Origin of the sequence: Micromonospora sp. WMMD1219 (genome assembly GCF_049315215.1) — a bacterium.
In the GTDB taxonomy this organism is placed as follows: domain Bacteria; phylum Actinomycetota; class Actinomycetes; order Mycobacteriales; family Micromonosporaceae; genus Micromonospora; species Micromonospora tulbaghiae.
This window is the reverse complement of the sequence record NZ_CP186057.1, coordinates 3,342,201-3,357,127: the sequence shown is the minus strand read 5'-3', so window position 1 is coordinate 3,357,127 and position 14,927 is coordinate 3,342,201. Positions and strand designations below refer to the sequence as shown.

Here is a 14,927-nt window from a genome sequence, read left to right as displayed (position 1 = left end):
GTACGCGCGGGCCAGCCGGCGGCGAAACGGGGAGGCGGACATGAGCGCACCGACGGGACGGGTCGACACGATCGTGCTCATCCACGGGCTCTGGATGACCTCACGAAGTTGGGAGCACTGGGCGCAGCGGTACGCCGCGCGCGGCTTCCAGGTGCTCACGCCCGCCTGGCCCGGCATGGACCGCGAGGTGGAGGAACTGCGGGCCGACCCGGCGCCGATCGCCGCGCAGCGCATCGCCGACATCGCCGACCACTACGAGGCGATCATCAGGGGCCTGCCGCGTCCGCCGATCGTCATGGGCCACTCGTTCGGCGGCCTGGTCGCCCAGTTGCTGCTGGACCGGCGCCTCGGCGCCGCAGTGGTCGCCGTGCACCCCGCGCCGGTACGGGGCGTGCTCAAGCTGCCGCCCGCCACGCTACGTTCCGGGTACTCCATCCTGCACAACCCGGCCAACCGGCACCGGGCCGTGCCGTTCACGCCGGAGGACTTCCGGTACGCCTTCGGCAACACCATCAGCCAGGAGCAGTCCGACGCCGCCTGGGAGCGCTACGCCGTACCGGGCGCCGGGCACGTGCTGTTCGAGGCCGCGTTCGCCAACCTGGACCCGAACTCGGCCACCGAGATCGACAAGAAGCGCAGCGACCGCGCCCCGCTGCTGATCACCGCGGGCGGCGAGGACCACGTGGTGCCGGCGACCCTCGCCAGCAGCATCGCCAACCTCTACCGGAGTTCGACGGCGCTCACCGGCTACCGGGAGTTCCCCGGCCGGTCGCACTTCGTCGGCGGCGAACCGGGCTGGGAGGAGGAGGCGGACTACGCGCTGGAGTGGGCGGTCGAGGCGGCGAACGAGTTCTCCCCGACGGTGGTCGCCGAGGCCCCTCGACGGCGCTGAGAGCGCCGGGTGCTCACCGCGGCCGGAACCGCCGGGAGCACTCACCGTCGTGCCCGGGTCGGAGCAGACACCGCTGTCCACCGGGCAGCAAGCGGTCGCAGAACACCCAGTGGCGGACGTTCTGGTCGTCCTCCGCCGAGACTGTGGTGCCGCCCGGCTCGGTCTGTGGCAGAACGTGGGTCCAGTGCGCCACCACCCGGGCCAGCCGCTGAGCGGAGAGCAGGTCGTTGACGACGACCGGCAGATGGATCACCCAGCGCTCGGTCACCTGTCGTACCCCCGTTCGTTTCGGGCCTGGGCCTGCTCCGACTGCCAGCGGCGCAGCGCGTTCTTGATCCGGTCCGTCTCCCGGCGGCTCTGCGCCAGCGCGTCGTAGACGGCGGCCAGGTCACCGGCGACGCGGTCGAGGAACTCCCGCACCTCCTGCGGGTCGAGCCCGCGCCGGCCCAGCGGGGTCGTCCGGAAGTTCCGCTCGCGGACCTGCCAGGGACGCAGCGGGTGGTAAGCCGACGAGCGGTAGCAGGTCGATCCGAGGACCGACCGCCGGCGACGCCGGACATGCCGGAGGAAGACGCGCATGACAGAACCTGCCCCTCACCGTCGAGATCGAACCGTGGAAGGGGTGGGCCCACCGGCCCGCCCCGCACCGGCGGACCCACCCCGGCACCTGCCACCGCAGCCATCGACTGGCAGTACGTCAGCAGGGCACAACACGTGGCCCAGGTCGACAAGCTCGGTAACCCAGCCGATCCGGCCACTCACTCATCGTGCAGTGAACCGCACCCTTTATGCAACTCCCGATTCGGGAGAGTGTCGTTGCGAAGCTCGTCCGGTTCCGCCACACTGACCGGCATGACTGGAAGCCCGACCGTCCGACGTCGACGCCTGGCCGCTGCCCTCCGCCGCCTCCGTGAGCAGACCGGCATGACCGCCGACCAGGCCGCGAAGGAGGTGGGGATCTCGAAGTCGGCGATCAGCCGCATCGAGAACGCCCAGGTGTCCGTCATGCCACCGGTCGCCCGTGGACTCCTTGAGCTGTACGGCGTGGAGGGCGACGAGGTGGACGCGCTCGTCCAGGTCGCCCGCGACGCCCGCAAGCGCGGCTGGTGGCAGGCGTACGACGATGTGCTGCCGGACTGGTTCGAGGTCTACGTCGGGCTGGAAGCCGAGGCGTCCGAGATCCGCGCGTTCCAGCCACAACTGATTCCGGGTCTACTCCAGACCGCCGACTACGCCCGCGCGGTCATCCGCGCCGAGCACCCGGACGCCCCGAACGACGAGGTGGACCGGCGGGTGGAGTTGCGCATGCGCCGACAGGACACCGAGACTCCGCCGAAGCTCTGGGTGGTGCTGGACGAGGCAGCACTACGGCGGCCGGTCGGCGGTGCGGAGCTGTTCGCGGCGCAGTTGCGGCGACTGGCCGAGGAGGCGGACCGACCCGGCCGCACCATCCAGATCCTGACGTTCGGCGCGGGCGAGTACGGGTCGATGGGCAGCGCCTTCAGCGTGCTGACCTTCCCCGAGCCGGCCGATCCGGGGGTCGTCTACGTCGAGACCCGCGCGGGTAGCCTCTATCTCGAAGGCCAACAGGTCAGGGAGTACAGCCGCGTCTTCGAGCACCTGGTCGCCACGGCGGCCGGCGCCCGGGAGTCGCGCGACCTCATCCTGGGGGCGATCGACGAGCTGTGAGAGGACGGCGCGGGTGGAAGAGGCCAACCAGGCGACGGTGACCTGGCGCAAGAGCACCCGCAGCAACGGCTCCGGCGACTGCGTCGAAGTCGCCGACGGCCTGCCCGGCGTGGTCGGGCTACGCGACAGCAAGGACCCCACGGGCCCGGCCCTCGCTTTCGACCGGGCAGCCTGGTCGACCTTCATCGCGAGCGTCAAGCAGCGGTCGTTCCGCCGCTGACGTCCTGATGGCTCTGCCCTGGTGCCCTGTGAGATGCCACCTGGCCCTGGTGTGCGGGTGGATCCGCCGGGTATGACGGGAACATGAGGGCGAGTTTCCGTCTGGGCCGGATCGCGGGCGTACCGGTCGGCGTCAACTGGAGTGTCCTGGTCATCTTCGTGCTGATCGCGTGGGCGCTGTCGGCGAGCCTGTTCCCATCCTCGTACCCCGGTCACTCCCCTGTCGCCTACGTCGCGGCCGGCCTGGCCGCCGCCGTGGTCTTCTTCCTCGGCCTGCTCGCCCACGAGGTGGCGCACGCGGTGGTCGCCAAGCGCAACGGCATCGAGGTCGAGGGCATCACGCTGTGGCTGTTCGGCGGCGTCGCCGAGCTGAAGGGCGAGGCGAAGAACCCCGGCGCCGAGCTGCGGATCGCCGGGGTCGGGCCGCTGGTCAGCCTGATCATCGGGCTGGTCTTCGCCGCGATCGCGGTGGCGGTGGCCGTGACCTACGGCGACGGGCTGCTGCTGGGCGCGCTGTCCTGGCTCGCGGGCATCAACGTGCTGCTGGCGATCTTCAACGTGCTCCCCGCCGCCCCGCTGGACGGCGGGCGGCTGCTGCGCGCGGCGGTCTGGAAGTTCACCGGCGACCGGACCAAGGCATCGGTGGTGGCGGCCCGTGCGGGCTGGGTGCTCGGCATCGTGCTGATCGGGCTGGGGCTGTGGCGGTTCTTCACCGGCGCCGGGTTCGGCGGGCTGTGGCTGGCGCTGATCGGCTGGTTCCTGCTCGGTGCCGCCGGCCAGGAGGAACGCGCCGCCCGGATGGGCGACGCGCTGCGCGGAATCCGGGTGGGCGACGTGATGACGCCGCAGCCGCAGACCGCGTCCGGCGACCTCACCGTGGCCGACTTCGTCGACCACTACCTCTTCGCGTACCGGCACTCCGCGCTCCCACTGACCGTCGACGGCAGGCCGGTCGGCCTGGTCACGCTCGATCGGGTACGCGGCATCGCGGCGGACCGCCGCGCGTCGACCACGCTGGCCGAGGTGTCCTGCCGGGCGGACGAACTGGTGCTCGCCCGCCCGGAGGAGCAGCTCACCGACCTGCTGCCCCGGCTCAACGAGTGCACCGACGGCCGGGCGCTCGTGGTGGTCGGCGACCAGTTGGTCGGCATCGTCTCGCCCAGCGACATCAGCCGGGCGGTGCAGCGCGGCAGCCTGCGCCAGCAGGTGCCGGCCGGGCGCTGAGTCAGCCCCGGGGGAAGTAGCGGTCCATCTCGGCGGTGCGGAACTTCCCCTTCGGGTCGAACTCGCGCAGCAGCGCGGCGAAGTCGGCGTGCCGGGGGTACGCGGCGGCGGGATCGCTCTCGAACAGCTTCCCCCAGTGCGGGCGCGGCGCGAACGGGGCCAGCCGCTCCTCCACCTCGGCCAGCACCGGCGCCACCGCCACCGGGTCGCCGATCCAGGTGAAGTGCAGCGCCAGCGAGTCGCGCCGGTAGTTCGGGCTCAGCCACAGCTCGTCGGCGGCGATCGTCCGCAGCTCACAGATCTGGAGTACGGCGGCGATCCGGTCGGCGACCGGGTCGAGCGCGGTGAGCGCCGCCGCCGCGTCGTCCCGGGCCACGTGCCACTCGGACTGCAACTCGTCGCCGCTGCTCGGGGTGAAGCCGAGCCGGAAGTGCGGCAGCCGCTCGTGCCACGGCCCCGGCTCGCCGAGCTGCGCGGTGCAGTGCTCCGGCGACATGCCGGGCACCGGGTGCCGGGGCGAGTCGGCGGCCACCGTGTCCAGCCAGTCGGCGGGCGGCGGCGCCTGGTCGGCGTACTGCTTCACCCACACCTGGTCGAAGCGCTCCGAACGCCACGAGGTGAAGACGCTGACGCTGTACGCGGCGTCGAGCGCCTCGTCCAGCGCCGCGCGGGGCAGGCCGAGCCGGACGTGCTGGCGCACCGCGTACGTGGGCACCACGTCGAGCGTGAGCCGGGTGACCACACCCAGCGCGCCCAGGTTGACCACCAGCCCGGCGAACCGCGGGTCGGCCCGGTCGACGGTGATCAGGTCGCCGTCGGCGGTGACCAGTTCCAGCGCGGCGACGGCGGCGGCCAGGTTGCGGTTCCGCGCGCCGGAGCCGTGGGTGGCGGTGGCGACCGAGCCGGCCACCGAGATGTGCGGCAGCGAGGCGAGGTTCGCCAGCGCGTACCTCTGAGCCTGGAGCGCGGTGGCCAGGTCGCCGTAGCGCAGGCCGGCCGCGACGGTGACCGCGCCGCGATCGGGGTCGAGCGCGACGGTGGGCGGCAGGCCGTCCAGCGCGACCTGGACGCCGGTGGTGTCGCCGAGCCGGTTGAACGAGTGACCGGTGCCGACGGCCCGGACCAGGTCGGCCTCCGCGACCAGCCGGCGCAGCTCGTCGGTCGAGGTCGGCCGCGATCGGGTACGCGCCGACCAGCTGACGTTTCCGGCCCAGTTGGTGTCCGTCATGCGCTGCATCATGCGCCATCATGCGCCGGCAGGGTTGCCCCGGCCACTCGGCGGGAATCCTGGCGGAATGAGCAGCTACCGCGACCCGAGCCTCCGCGGCGACGTGTACCCGTCGGAGGAGGAGATCGACCCGACCGGCGTGGACCCCGACCTCACCGGCACCGCGCCGTCCGCGGCGGGTACGGCACCCGCCGCTGCGGGGGCGGCTTCCGCCGAGCAGATGCCGCCTGCCGCGGCCGGGGTGGGGCCCGTGGCGACCGCGCCGGTGCCGGGGCCTACGCCGGAGCCCGAGCCGGCTCCGGTGCCCCACCCGGGGCCGCCGCCGCGTCAGGGGGCGGCCAGGTCGATCGTGACCCGGCACCTGGACGGTTCCGTCGAGGTGGTGACCGACCTCGACGGCGACGGCGTGGCCGACGTGGTGCAGGTCGACCTGGACGGCGACGGTGTGCCCGACGTGACGCTCCTGGACAGCGACCGCGACGGCCGCCTGGACACGGTTCGCCGCGCAACCCCACGCTGACGCGCACCGTTGATCATGCAGTTACGGCCCCGACAAGAGCCGTAAATCCGGCACCGAAAGGGCCGCAACTGCAAGATCGCGGGGTTGGCGGGAGCGCCTCCCGTAACGCGAGATTGCCGTTCCGCAAGGTGGGACCGATGGAGATCTTGGTACGAAAGGGCCCCTATAGGGGCCGTTTGGTACCAAGATCTCGACGGGAGGCGGGAGGCGGGACGGGCGGCGGGCCGGGTCAGAGCTGGGGCATCACCTCGGCGGCCACCAGCTCCAGGTGGTCCAGGTCGCTCAGGTCGAGCACCTGGAGGTAGACGCGCGAGCTGCCCGCCTCGGCGTAGCGGCCGATCGTGTCGACCACCTCGGCGGGCGTGCCGGCGGCGCCGTTCGCGCGCAGCTCGCCGGGCTCGCGGCCGATCGCCTCGGCGCGGCGCTTCACCTCGGCCTCGTTGCGGCCGCAGCAGAGCACGAGCGCGTTGGACCAGGTCATCGTGGACGGGTCGCGGTCGATCTCGGCGCAGGCGTCGCGTACCCGCCCGAACTGCGCCACGGTGTCCTCGACCGAGGCGAACGGCAGGTTGAACTCGTCGGCGTACCGGGCGGCCAGGCGGGGCGTGCGCTTCGGTCCCATGCCGCCGAGCAGGATCGGCGGGCGGGGGCGCTGCACCGGCTTGGGCAGCGCGGGCGAGTCGCTGACCGGGTAGTACGTGCCGGGGAAGTCGAACGTGGAGCCGGCCGGGGTGGACCAGAGCCCGGTGATGACGGCGAGCTGCTCCTCCAGCCGGTCGAACCGCTCCCCCAGCGCCGGGAACGGGATGCCGTACGCGGTGTGCTCCTCGGCGTACCAGCCGGTGCCGATGCCCAGCTCGACCCGGCCGCCGCTCATCTGGTCGACCTGCGCCACGGTGATCGCCAGCGGGCCGGGCAGCCGGAACGTGGCGGCGGTCATCAGCGTGCCGAGCCGGATCCGGGTGGTGTCGCGGGCCAGGCCGGCGAGCGTGGTCCACGCGTCGGTCGGGCCGGGGTCGCCGCTCACCGAACCCATCTTGAGGTAGTGGTCGGAGCGGAAGAACGCGGCGAAGCCGGTCTCCTCCGCGCGGCGGGCCACGGCGAGGAGCTGGTCGTATGTGGCCCCCTGCTGGGGCTCGGTGAAGATCCGCAGTTCCATCCTCCGAGCATATGGAGCCCGCCGGGCCGGGGCAGCGCGGCCTGTCATTCCTTGCCAGGCATATAACCGATGAGGCATATTGCGAGGGTGACCGTCGACGCCTTCACCGTGCTGGCCGAGCCCTCCCGCCGCCGCATCCTGGACCGGCTGCGCCGGGCGGAGAGCAGCGTGGGCGAGCTGGTGGACGCGCTGGGCATGAGCCAGCCGGCGGTCTCCAAGCACCTGCGGGTGCTCCGCGACGCCGGCCTGGTCACCTGCCGTACGGCCGCGCAGCGGCGGATCTACCGGGTCGACGTGGCACCGCTACGAGCAGTGGACGACTGGCTCGGGCCGTACCGGTCGATGTGGACCGCGCACCTCGACGCCCTGGAACGCCATCTCGACAGTCAGGAGTGACCGATGGACCGCGACACGTTCCGTCCCGGCCCGCTCGCCCGGGTGAAGCTGACACCCGAGAACGAACTGGTCTTCGTCCGCGACCTGCGGCACCCGCCGGAGAAGGTGTGGACCGCGCTCACCGACCCGGATCAGCTCGCCGCGTGGGCGCCGTTCCTGGCCGACCGCGACCTGGGCCGTCCTGGTGACGCCGTGCTCAGCACCGTCGACGGCGACCAGACCCACCCGGCGCCCGCTCGGGTGCTGCGCGCGGACCGGCCGCACCTGCTGGAGTACGCGTGGGGCGACGACCTGCTCCGCTGGGAGCTGACCGCGACCGGCGACGGCACCACGCTCACGCTGCGGCACCGGGTCGGCCGGCCCGACCTCGCCCCGATGACTGCCGCCGGCTGGCACCTCTGCCTCGACGTCGCCGCGCACCTGCTCGACGGCGACCCGGTCGGCCCGATCCGGGGCGCGGAGGCGAAGGACTTCAGCTGGGCGGAACTGCGCGACGCGTACGCCGAACGCCTGAACCGCGGCTGACGACTGCAGTCACGCGGTCCGGCGGCGCAGCCACCCGGCGGCGCCGCCGACCAGCGTCGTCCCGATGGTCGTGCCGATGGCCACCAGCGCCGCCCCCACCGCCCACAGGCCGGTGTCGTCGGTCGAGGCGGCGTGCACCGCCCATGGGACGGTGAACGCCACTGTCATCACCGTGGCCACCAGCCAGATGTTCAGCCACCAGCCGCCGACCGCGGCCAGCGCGGCCAGGCTCAGCACCGCGGCGGCGACCTGCCAGACCGCGTACGGCCCGCTCATGTCGCCGGTCTGCGGGTCCACGGTCCAGCCGGACTCCCAGCTCAGCCAGGCCACCCAGGCACCGGCCGTGGCCAGCGCCAGGAGCAGACCGCCGAGCAGCGTACGTCTCATCGTCACGCCTTCGATCCTGCCCGGCCGGCGGCCTGGGCGAATGAGCACGCGTACTCGATTCCGCCGCCGCGCACACGGCGGTGTGCGCGGCGTGTGCGCCCGGTGCCAGCGACCCCGGCCATCGTCGGCGTCATGAGTTACGCATTCGAGGCAGAGGGCCTGGTCAAGCGGTTCGGTACGACGACCGCGCTGGCCGGGATCGACCTCGCCGCACGCCGGGGGACCGTGCTGGGGGTGCTGGGGCCCAACGGCGCCGGCAAGACCACAGCGGTGCGGATCCTCGCCACACTGTTGCGCCCGGACGAGGGGCGCGCCACCGTCGGCGGCCACGACGTGGTCACCGACGCCGCCCGGGTACGCCGGCTGATCGGGCTGACCGGCCAGTACGCCTCGGTCGACGAGGACCTGACCGGCACGCAGAACCTGGTGCTGATCGGCCGGCTGCTCGACCTGAACCGCCGCGAGGCGCGGGCGCGGGCGGCGGAGCTGCTCGCCTGGTTCGGCCTGACCGACGCGGCCGGGCGCCCGGCCAAGACGTACTCCGGTGGCATGCGCCGCCGCCTCGACCTGGCCGCGAGCCTGGTCGGTCGGCCGGAGGTGATCTACCTGGACGAGCCGACGACCGGCCTGGACCCGGCCAAGCGGGAGGAGATGTGGGGCGTGGTCCGCTCCCTGGTCGACGACGGGTCGACGGTGCTGCTGACCACGCAGTACCTGGACGAGGCCGACGCGCTCGCCGACGAGATCTCGGTGATCGACCACGGCCGGGTGATCGCGCACGGTACGCCCGGCGAGCTGAAGCGGATCGCCGGCAGTCAGACGATCGTCGTCCGGCCGACCGATCCGGGCCGGATCGGCGCGGTCGCCGAGATCCTGCGTGCCGGCACCGGGGCGGATCCGGAGCTGCCCCGGCCGGGCCTGCTCACCGTGCCGGTGGACAGCGACGCCACGTTCACCACTGTGGTCCGCCGGCTCGACGACGCCGGCATCGGGGTGGTGGAGCTGGCGCTGCGGCTGCCCAGCCTCGACGAGGTGTTCTTCACGTTGACCGGCCACGGCGCCGAGGAGCCCACGGAGGTGGCGGCATGACCACGACCACTCGTACGGCGGCGGCGACGCCGTCCCGGGCCGGCACCGCCCACGCCGCCGGCCGTCCGTTCGGCATGGCCCGGCACAGTCTCGCGCTCGCCGGGCGCAGCCTGATCAAGACGATCCGGACCCCGGAGCAACTGCTGGACGTCACGCTCCAGCCGATCGTCTTCGTGCTGATCTTCGTCTACCTGCTCGGCGGCGCGGTCGCCGGCTCGCAGCACGAGTACCTCCAGTTCCTGCTGCCCGCGATCATGGTGCAGACCGTGCTGTTCGCGTCCATCGCGACAGGCGTCAGCCTCAACACCGACGTCGAGAAGGGCGTCTTCGACAGGTTCCGCAGCCTGCCGATCGCCCGGTCCGCGCCGCTCGTCGGCTCGGTGGTCGGCGACCTGGTCCGGTTCGTGGTCTCCATCGTGGTGCTGCTGGGATTCGGGTACGCGCTCGGCTTCCGGATCGGCACCGACCCGCTGTCCGCGCTCGCCGCCTGCCTGCTGACCATCGCGTTCGCGTTCGCGGTGAGCTGGATCGGCGTCCTGCTCGGGGTGCTGATGCGCAGCCCGGGCGCGGTGCAGGGCACGGCGTTCCTGCTGCTGTTCCCGCTGACCTTCGGCACCAACATGATGGTGCCGACGGACACGCTGCCCGGCTGGTTGCAGTGGTGGGTGGGGGTCAACCCGGTGGCCGACGTGATGGAGGCGGCCCGGGGCCTGATGGTCGGCGGCCCGGTGGCCGGGCCGGTGACCCGGTCGCTGCTCTGGACCGTGGCGATCATCGCGGTCTTCGCGCCGCTCGCGGTCCGCGCCTACCGCCGCCGGGCGTGACCCGTCCGCGCCGCGCCTGACCGCGCGGCACGCCGGTCACCGAGCCGGGTCGCCGCCCACGAACGCGAGGGCGTCGGCCCGGCTCAGGCCGTTACCCCGGGCGTACGCGGCGGCGTAGCCCTCCTCGCCCAGCTCGGCGCGCAGCCGCTCGGCGAGCCGCTGCGCGTCCGGGTTGGACCGGTCGGGCCGGCCGCGCAGCGAGTCCGAGACGCCGAGCATTTCGGCGGCCCGCTCGTACCGGCCCTCCGCAGCGGCCAGCGCCACCCAGCCGACAGTGACGATTGCGACCACCGGCATGTCCCGGGCGGCGAGGGCCCGCGTGGTCGCCTCGTCGAGGTGCCGGCGCGCACCCGGCAGGTCGCCGCGGGCCAGCGCCAGATGGCCCATCTCGGCCAGCAGCAGGCCACGGAACTGCGGGGCGACGAGCGGCGTCTCGGCCTGCCGGCGCATCGCCTCGGCGAGACACTCCTCGGCTTCGTCCAGCGAGCCGTCGGAGCGGGCGATGCTGCCGAGCATCATCAGCCCGAACGCGCCGTCCCGACCGTCCCGGTCGGTCACGAAGCGGCGCAGTTCGGCCTTGGCGCCGGCCACGTCGCCGGAGCGGGCGCGGATGGCGGCGAGCCAGATCAGTTGGAAGCCCGGCTCGGAGGCCGGGTTGAGTTCCCGGGCCAGCCGCACCGACTCCTCCAGCGCCGCGGTCGCCGCGTCGAAGTCGCCGCGTTTGGTGAGCGCGTCCGCGTACTCGCTGAGCACGTGCGACAGGCTCATCCGCTCACCGACCGCGCGCAGCTCCGCGGCGGCGTCGGTGAGGTCGCGCAGCATGCCCTCGGCGTCGCCGTCGTTCTCCTTGAACTTGCCGCGTATCCCCAGCAGCGTGCCGTCGGTCCACGGGTCGGGGTGTCCGCGCGCCCGGTCGATCGCCGCGATCCCGGCCGCCGTGTCGTCGCCGAAGATCGACAGCATCGGCGCCAGCAGTCCCACGATCGGGTGCTTGGTCCCCTCCGCCGCCCGCAGGGTCGTGGTCAGCTCGGCGATCTGCTCCGGCGTCGGCCCCTGCTCGCCGCGTGCCAGCTCGGAACCGATCCGGATGGCGAGCACCACCGCCCGCTCCTCCGCCGGTGCCGGACCGGGCAGCGCCAGCGCCCGGGCCAGCACGTCACCGCCGATGCCACCGTCGTCGCCCCAGATCACCAGCGGCAACGCCAGCCCCGCGCCGATCCGCAGCGCGGTGTCGGCGTCACCGGCGTCGCAGGCGTAGTGCAGCGCGCCGACGACGTTCTCCCGTTCCGCCTCCAGCAGCCGCAGCCACGGCAGTTGACCGGCGGTCCGCAGGTGCGGCTCCGCGGTCCGGACCAGCTCCCGGAAGTACGCCGCGTGCGCGGCGCGCGCATCGGCCACCGCTCCGGCGGCGGCGAGCCGTTCCAGTCCGTACTCCCGGATGGTCTCCAGCATCCGGAACCGCCCGTCGCCGACCACCTGGAGCAGCGACTTGTCGACGAGCGCGTCGAGCAGCGCGGCGGCGGCCGGGCCGGCGACGCCGGCCGCCGACTCGGCGGTTACCGACGCCGGGAAGACCGCGAGCCGTTCCGCGAGCCGTCGCTCGTCGTCGGTGAGCAGCCCCCAGCTCCAGTCCACCACCGCCCGCAGCGTGCGGTGCCGGGGCAGCGCGGTGCGGCTGCCGCCGGTCAGCAGCCGGAACCGGTCGTCCAGCCCGGCCGCGACCTGCCGCGGCGACAGCGTCCGCAGCCGCGCCGCGGCGAGTTCGATGGCCAGCGGCAGGCCGTCGAGCCGCCGGCAGATCTCCACCACGGCCGCCACGTTGTCGCCGGTCACCGCGAACCCGGCGCGCACGGCGGCGGCTCGGTCGCGCAGCAACTCCACCGACGGGTACGCGAGCGCGTCGCCCGGCGTCGCGTCCGCCGGTGGCAGACGCAACGGCGGTACGGGCTCCAGCACCTCACCGACGATGCCCAGCGGCTCCCGGGAGGTGGCCAGCACGCGCAGTCCCGGGCAGTGCCCGAGCAGTTCCTCGGCGAGCCGGGCGGCGGCCTCGACGACGTGTTCGCAGTTGTCCAGCACGATCAGCGTCTCGTCGGTGGCGATCGTCTCCACCAGGCGGCCGAGCGTGTCGCGGGCCGGTGGGCGTACCGGTTCCAGCGTCCGGTCCCGGCGGCCGAGCGTGTCGAGCACGGCCCGGGGCACGTCCGCCGGGTCGGTGATCGGGGCCAGCTCGACCAGCCAGGCCCCGCCGGGTACGCCGTCCGCGAGCCGGCCCGCCGCGACGCTCGCCAGCCGTGTCTTGCCCGCTCCGCCCGGCCCGAGCAGGGTCACCAGCCGGTTGGCGGCGAGCAGCCCGGTGAGCCGGGCCAGGTCCTCGTCGCGCCCGACGAACGTGGTGAGCGCCGACCGCAGGTTGCCCCGCCGCGCGGGCGCCGGCTGCTGCGGGACCGCCTCGCCGCGCAGCAGTTCCAGGTGCGCGGCCCGCAGCTGCGGCGACGGGTCCACACCCAGCTCGTCGGCGAGCCGCTGCCGGATCCGCTCGTACGCGGCGAGCGCCTCGGCGGGCCGCCCGGCCGCGGCGAGCGTGCGCAGGTGCAGTTCGGCCAGCCGCTCCCGCAGCGGATGCGCGGCGGTCAGCTCCCCCAGCTCGGCGACGATCAGCTCGGGCCGCCCGGTCCGCAGCTCCGCCTCGATCCGGTCCTCCTGCGCGGTGAGCCGCAGCTCCGCCAGCCGCGCCACCGCTGCCGCCGCGTACGGCGCGTCGGCGACCTCGGCCAGCGCCGGCCCGCGCCACAGCGCGAGCGCGTCGCGCAACGCCGTCCGCGCCGTCGCCGCGTCCCCCTCGCGCAGCGCCGCCCGCCCCTGCCGGGTCAGCCGCTCGAACCGCCCGGCGTCGACGTCGTCCGGGTCGAGGTCGAGCCGGTAGCCGGCCGGGCTGCTGCGTACCGCGAGCCCGGGCACCGCCCGGCGCAGCCGGGACACGAGCGTCTGCACGGCGTTGGCGGTGTCGGTCGGCGGCTCGTCGCCCCAGAGCGCCTCGGCCAGCGCCGGTACGCTCACCGGCCGGCCCGGGTCCAGGGCGAGGCGGATCAGCAGGGCCCGCAGCCGCGCCCCGGCGACGTCGACCGGCCGATCGCCGTCGCGGACCTCAAGCGGCCCGAGGATCCCCACCCGCACCGTGCCACTCTCTCATCCCCCGTCGACCCGAAGGTGGCAAGATCGCGGGCGTGACGAGTGTGTCCCGCCCGCTGCCACGGCTCGTGCCGGCCGAGGCGTTCGCGGGCGTCCCCGCCGACCGGCTCCTGGCGGTGCTGGAGGCGGTCACGATGGTCCTCACGCTCCCCCACCGCGCCGCCGAGCGGGTGGACGCGCTCGTGGTGCCCACCGGCCAGGGCGAGGACTGGCGCCTCACCGAGGCGATCCGCGCCTGGGAAACCGGCCCGGCACTGCGGCACCTGCTGGTGGCGAACACCGATTCGGCCGAACGGACCTACCGTCCGCTCACGCTGGACCGGCTGCGCGGGCTCGGGCTGCGCCGGACCGACGGGGTCGTGCTCCAGGCCGAGCCGGTCACCGGCACCGGACGGCAGGCCGCGTGGATCGTGGAGCAGGTGCGGGCGCTGGGCGGCGGCAGCGTCGCGGTCGTTGTCTCGCCGTACCACCTGGTCCGGGTCTATCTCACCGTGCTGCGGGCCTGCGACGACGCCGGCCTGCGGATCCCGATGGTCCCGCTGCCCGTGGCTGTCGCACCGGACGCCCCGGTGCCGGAGACCGGCGTGGCCGGGTACGACCTGGTGGCCGGCGAGGTCAGCCGACTGCTCCGCTATCCCGGCCAGGGTTGGATCGCCACCCCGGAACGGCTGCGGGACTACCTGCGCTGGCTCTGGTCCGAGCACCGCCTTCTGCTCACCGGCGCCTGACGGTCGGCCCCTGACCTTCAGTCGGCGCCGAACACGTCGTCGAGCACAAGCCTTGCGCGGCCCGGCACCTCTTCCTCGGGAAAGATCTCAGCGCACAGATCGAGCACCTGCTCGGCACTCGTCAGCCCGAGATGATCAATCACGTGGAGCGGATGCGTCACCGCCAGGAGCGACATAGGCGCTCGCCTGTTCGTTGAGCCACCAGTGCGGAAGACCGAGTTCGTTCGCGACGGCTCGGGCCTCGTCGAGTACCACCCCGTGCGGCTGGAAGACCGCGTCGATGTCACGCGTCGACCGCCGCGCGTCGTAGGCCAAGGCCATCGCCGCACCGCCGAAGATGTAGAGGTCCGCGATCACCCCCCGCTTCGCGAGCCGGTCGCCCAACCTGCGGAAGGCGTCCTCGATCGCGGCGCGATCCAGAAGGGGATCTTCCGGCCTCATGCCACATCCAGCTCATGTGCGGAGACGTAGACGCCCCGGCGACGGAACGCCGCCGGGGCGTGAACGACCGCATCCACTCGAGCGGCTCTGGTGTTGAACGGGAACCAGAACCGCCGTAGCGACCGTGTCTCGACCCACCGCGGCGCGCCGCGCCCGTCCTTCGCGCTCAGATGCTCGACCAGCGCTGCAAGGAACACGTCCCAGTGCTCGTCTCCGGTGGGTGCCGGCTCCTCCTGCAACAACCGCATGCGGGTCTCGCGCGGCTCCCAGCGGAACTCCTCCAGGAACTCCGCCACCAACCGCCAACGCCGGCTGTCGTCCGCCTGGACGAGCAACGCGCCCAGCCGCGCCACCGTCAACGGCTCGTAGCTCGCAGCATGCTTCCCCACCCAGCCGACGCTAGTACACGCAAGG

At 73.5% G+C, this 14,927-nt stretch carries 19 protein-coding genes; 10 read left to right on the top strand and 9 right to left on the bottom strand.

Annotated features, from left to right (window positions below):
• Positions 1-40 precede the first annotated feature (40 nt).
• The gene (locus ACN27C_RS16270; RefSeq protein ID WP_422751531.1) at positions 41-892 is read left to right on the top strand and encodes an alpha/beta hydrolase; all 852 of its coding nucleotides are present in this window, start codon (positions 41-43) and stop codon (positions 890-892) included.
• Between the two features lie 13 nt (positions 893-905).
• Here ACN27C_RS16270 and ACN27C_RS16265 read toward each other — a convergent pair whose 3' ends face one another.
• Together ACN27C_RS16265 and ACN27C_RS16260 are read right to left on the bottom strand one after the other, a co-directional pair.
• Positions 906-1,160 (bottom strand): hypothetical protein, encoded by a 255-nt coding sequence (locus tag ACN27C_RS16265; RefSeq protein ID WP_013287870.1) that lies wholly within the window; start codon positions 1,158-1,160, stop codon positions 906-908.
• On the bottom strand, positions 1,157-1,471 hold the full coding sequence (locus tag ACN27C_RS16260; protein WP_422751530.1) for a DivIVA domain-containing protein: 315 nt from the start codon (positions 1,469-1,471) through the stop codon (positions 1,157-1,159). Before ACN27C_RS16260 ends, ACN27C_RS16265 begins: the two co-directional genes overlap by 4 nt.
• Positions 1,472-1,744: 273 nt before the next feature.
• On the opposite strand from ACN27C_RS16260, the gene ACN27C_RS16255 reads away from it, so the two are divergent.
• The 3 genes from ACN27C_RS16255 to ACN27C_RS16245 all read left to right on the top strand — a co-directional run bounded on the left by ACN27C_RS16255 (position 1,745) and on the right by ACN27C_RS16245 (position 4,024).
• On the top strand, positions 1,745-2,581 hold the full coding sequence (locus ACN27C_RS16255; protein WP_422751529.1) for a helix-turn-helix domain-containing protein: 837 nt from the start codon (positions 1,745-1,747) through the stop codon (positions 2,579-2,581).
• Positions 2,582-2,594: 13 nt separating this feature from the next.
• Entirely contained in the window at positions 2,595-2,801 is a 207-nt protein-coding gene (locus ACN27C_RS16250; RefSeq protein WP_422751528.1) for a DUF397 domain-containing protein, read from the top strand.
• Between the two features lie 83 nt (positions 2,802-2,884).
• The gene (locus ACN27C_RS16245) at positions 2,885-4,024 is read left to right on the top strand and encodes a site-2 protease family protein (RefSeq protein ID WP_422751527.1); all 1,140 of its coding nucleotides are present in this window, start codon (positions 2,885-2,887) and stop codon (positions 4,022-4,024) included.
• Position 4,025: 1 nt separating this feature from the next.
• Here ACN27C_RS16245 and ACN27C_RS16240 read toward each other — a convergent pair whose 3' ends face one another.
• Positions 4,026-5,252, bottom strand: coding sequence for an FAD-binding protein (locus ACN27C_RS16240; RefSeq protein WP_422751526.1), 1,227 nt, complete (start codon positions 5,250-5,252; stop codon positions 4,026-4,028).
• 67 nt (positions 5,253-5,319) lie between these two features.
• Here ACN27C_RS16240 and ACN27C_RS16235 point away from each other — a divergent pair, with 67 nt between their 5' ends.
• Entirely contained in the window at positions 5,320-5,772 is a 453-nt protein-coding gene (locus ACN27C_RS16235; protein WP_393378980.1) for a hypothetical protein, read from the top strand.
• A 229-nt stretch (positions 5,773-6,001) separates the two neighbouring features.
• Here ACN27C_RS16235 and ACN27C_RS16230 read toward each other — a convergent pair whose 3' ends face one another.
• A complete protein-coding gene (locus tag ACN27C_RS16230; RefSeq protein ID WP_422751525.1) occupies positions 6,002-6,931 on the bottom strand; it encodes an LLM class F420-dependent oxidoreductase in 930 nt (309 codons plus the stop codon).
• A gap of 87 nt (positions 6,932-7,018) precedes the next feature.
• Between ACN27C_RS16230 and ACN27C_RS16225 the strand changes: the two genes are divergently transcribed.
• Together ACN27C_RS16225 and ACN27C_RS16220 are read left to right on the top strand one after the other, a co-directional pair.
• A complete protein-coding gene (locus ACN27C_RS16225; protein ID WP_013475589.1) occupies positions 7,019-7,327 on the top strand; it encodes an ArsR/SmtB family transcription factor in 309 nt (102 codons plus the stop codon).
• A 3-nt stretch (positions 7,328-7,330) separates the two neighbouring features.
• On the top strand, positions 7,331-7,852 hold the full coding sequence (locus ACN27C_RS16220; protein WP_422751524.1) for an SRPBCC family protein: 522 nt from the start codon (positions 7,331-7,333) through the stop codon (positions 7,850-7,852).
• A 9-nt stretch (positions 7,853-7,861) separates the two neighbouring features.
• On the opposite strand, the gene ACN27C_RS16215 is transcribed toward ACN27C_RS16220, so the two are convergent.
• Positions 7,862-8,239 carry a hypothetical protein gene (locus ACN27C_RS16215; RefSeq protein WP_364815964.1) on the bottom strand — a complete coding sequence of 126 codons (378 nt, stop codon included), beginning with the start codon at positions 8,237-8,239 and terminating at the stop codon, positions 7,862-7,864.
• A 132-nt stretch (positions 8,240-8,371) separates the two neighbouring features.
• On the opposite strand from ACN27C_RS16215, the gene ACN27C_RS16210 reads away from it, so the two are divergent.
• Together ACN27C_RS16210 and ACN27C_RS16205 are read left to right on the top strand one after the other, a co-directional pair.
• Positions 8,372-9,328, top strand: a complete 957-nt coding sequence (locus ACN27C_RS16210) for an ATP-binding cassette domain-containing protein (RefSeq protein WP_350815757.1) — start codon at positions 8,372-8,374, stop codon at positions 9,326-9,328.
• Positions 9,325-10,152 (top strand): ABC transporter permease, encoded by an 828-nt coding sequence (locus ACN27C_RS16205; protein ID WP_120568580.1) that lies wholly within the window; start codon positions 9,325-9,327, stop codon positions 10,150-10,152. The genes ACN27C_RS16210 and ACN27C_RS16205 overlap by 4 nt, the downstream gene beginning before the upstream one ends.
• Before the next feature lie 36 nt (positions 10,153-10,188).
• Here the strand turns inward: ACN27C_RS16205 and ACN27C_RS16200 are convergent, their stop codons facing one another.
• Entirely contained in the window at positions 10,189-13,329 is a 3,141-nt protein-coding gene (locus ACN27C_RS16200; protein WP_393157129.1) for a BTAD domain-containing putative transcriptional regulator, read from the bottom strand.
• Positions 13,330-13,379: 50 nt separating this feature from the next.
• Here ACN27C_RS16200 and ACN27C_RS16195 point away from each other — a divergent pair, with 50 nt between their 5' ends.
• On the top strand, positions 13,380-14,072 hold the full coding sequence (locus tag ACN27C_RS16195; RefSeq protein ID WP_393157128.1) for a hypothetical protein: 693 nt from the start codon (positions 13,380-13,382) through the stop codon (positions 14,070-14,072).
• A gap of 17 nt (positions 14,073-14,089) precedes the next feature.
• On the opposite strand, the gene ACN27C_RS16190 is transcribed toward ACN27C_RS16195, so the two are convergent.
• From ACN27C_RS16190 to ACN27C_RS16180, 3 genes are read right to left on the bottom strand one after another with little or no spacing between them, the layout of a single operon-like run.
• A complete protein-coding gene (locus ACN27C_RS16190; RefSeq protein WP_358172374.1) occupies positions 14,090-14,215 on the bottom strand; it encodes a hypothetical protein in 126 nt (41 codons plus the stop codon).
• Positions 14,208-14,513 (bottom strand): hypothetical protein, encoded by a 306-nt coding sequence (locus tag ACN27C_RS16185; RefSeq protein WP_422751523.1) that lies wholly within the window; start codon positions 14,511-14,513, stop codon positions 14,208-14,210. Before ACN27C_RS16185 ends, ACN27C_RS16190 begins: the two co-directional genes overlap by 8 nt.
• Positions 14,510-14,902 (bottom strand): hypothetical protein, encoded by a 393-nt coding sequence (locus tag ACN27C_RS16180; protein WP_091421509.1) that lies wholly within the window; start codon positions 14,900-14,902, stop codon positions 14,510-14,512. The genes ACN27C_RS16185 and ACN27C_RS16180 overlap by 4 nt, the downstream gene beginning before the upstream one ends.
• Positions 14,903-14,927 lie beyond the last annotated feature (25 nt).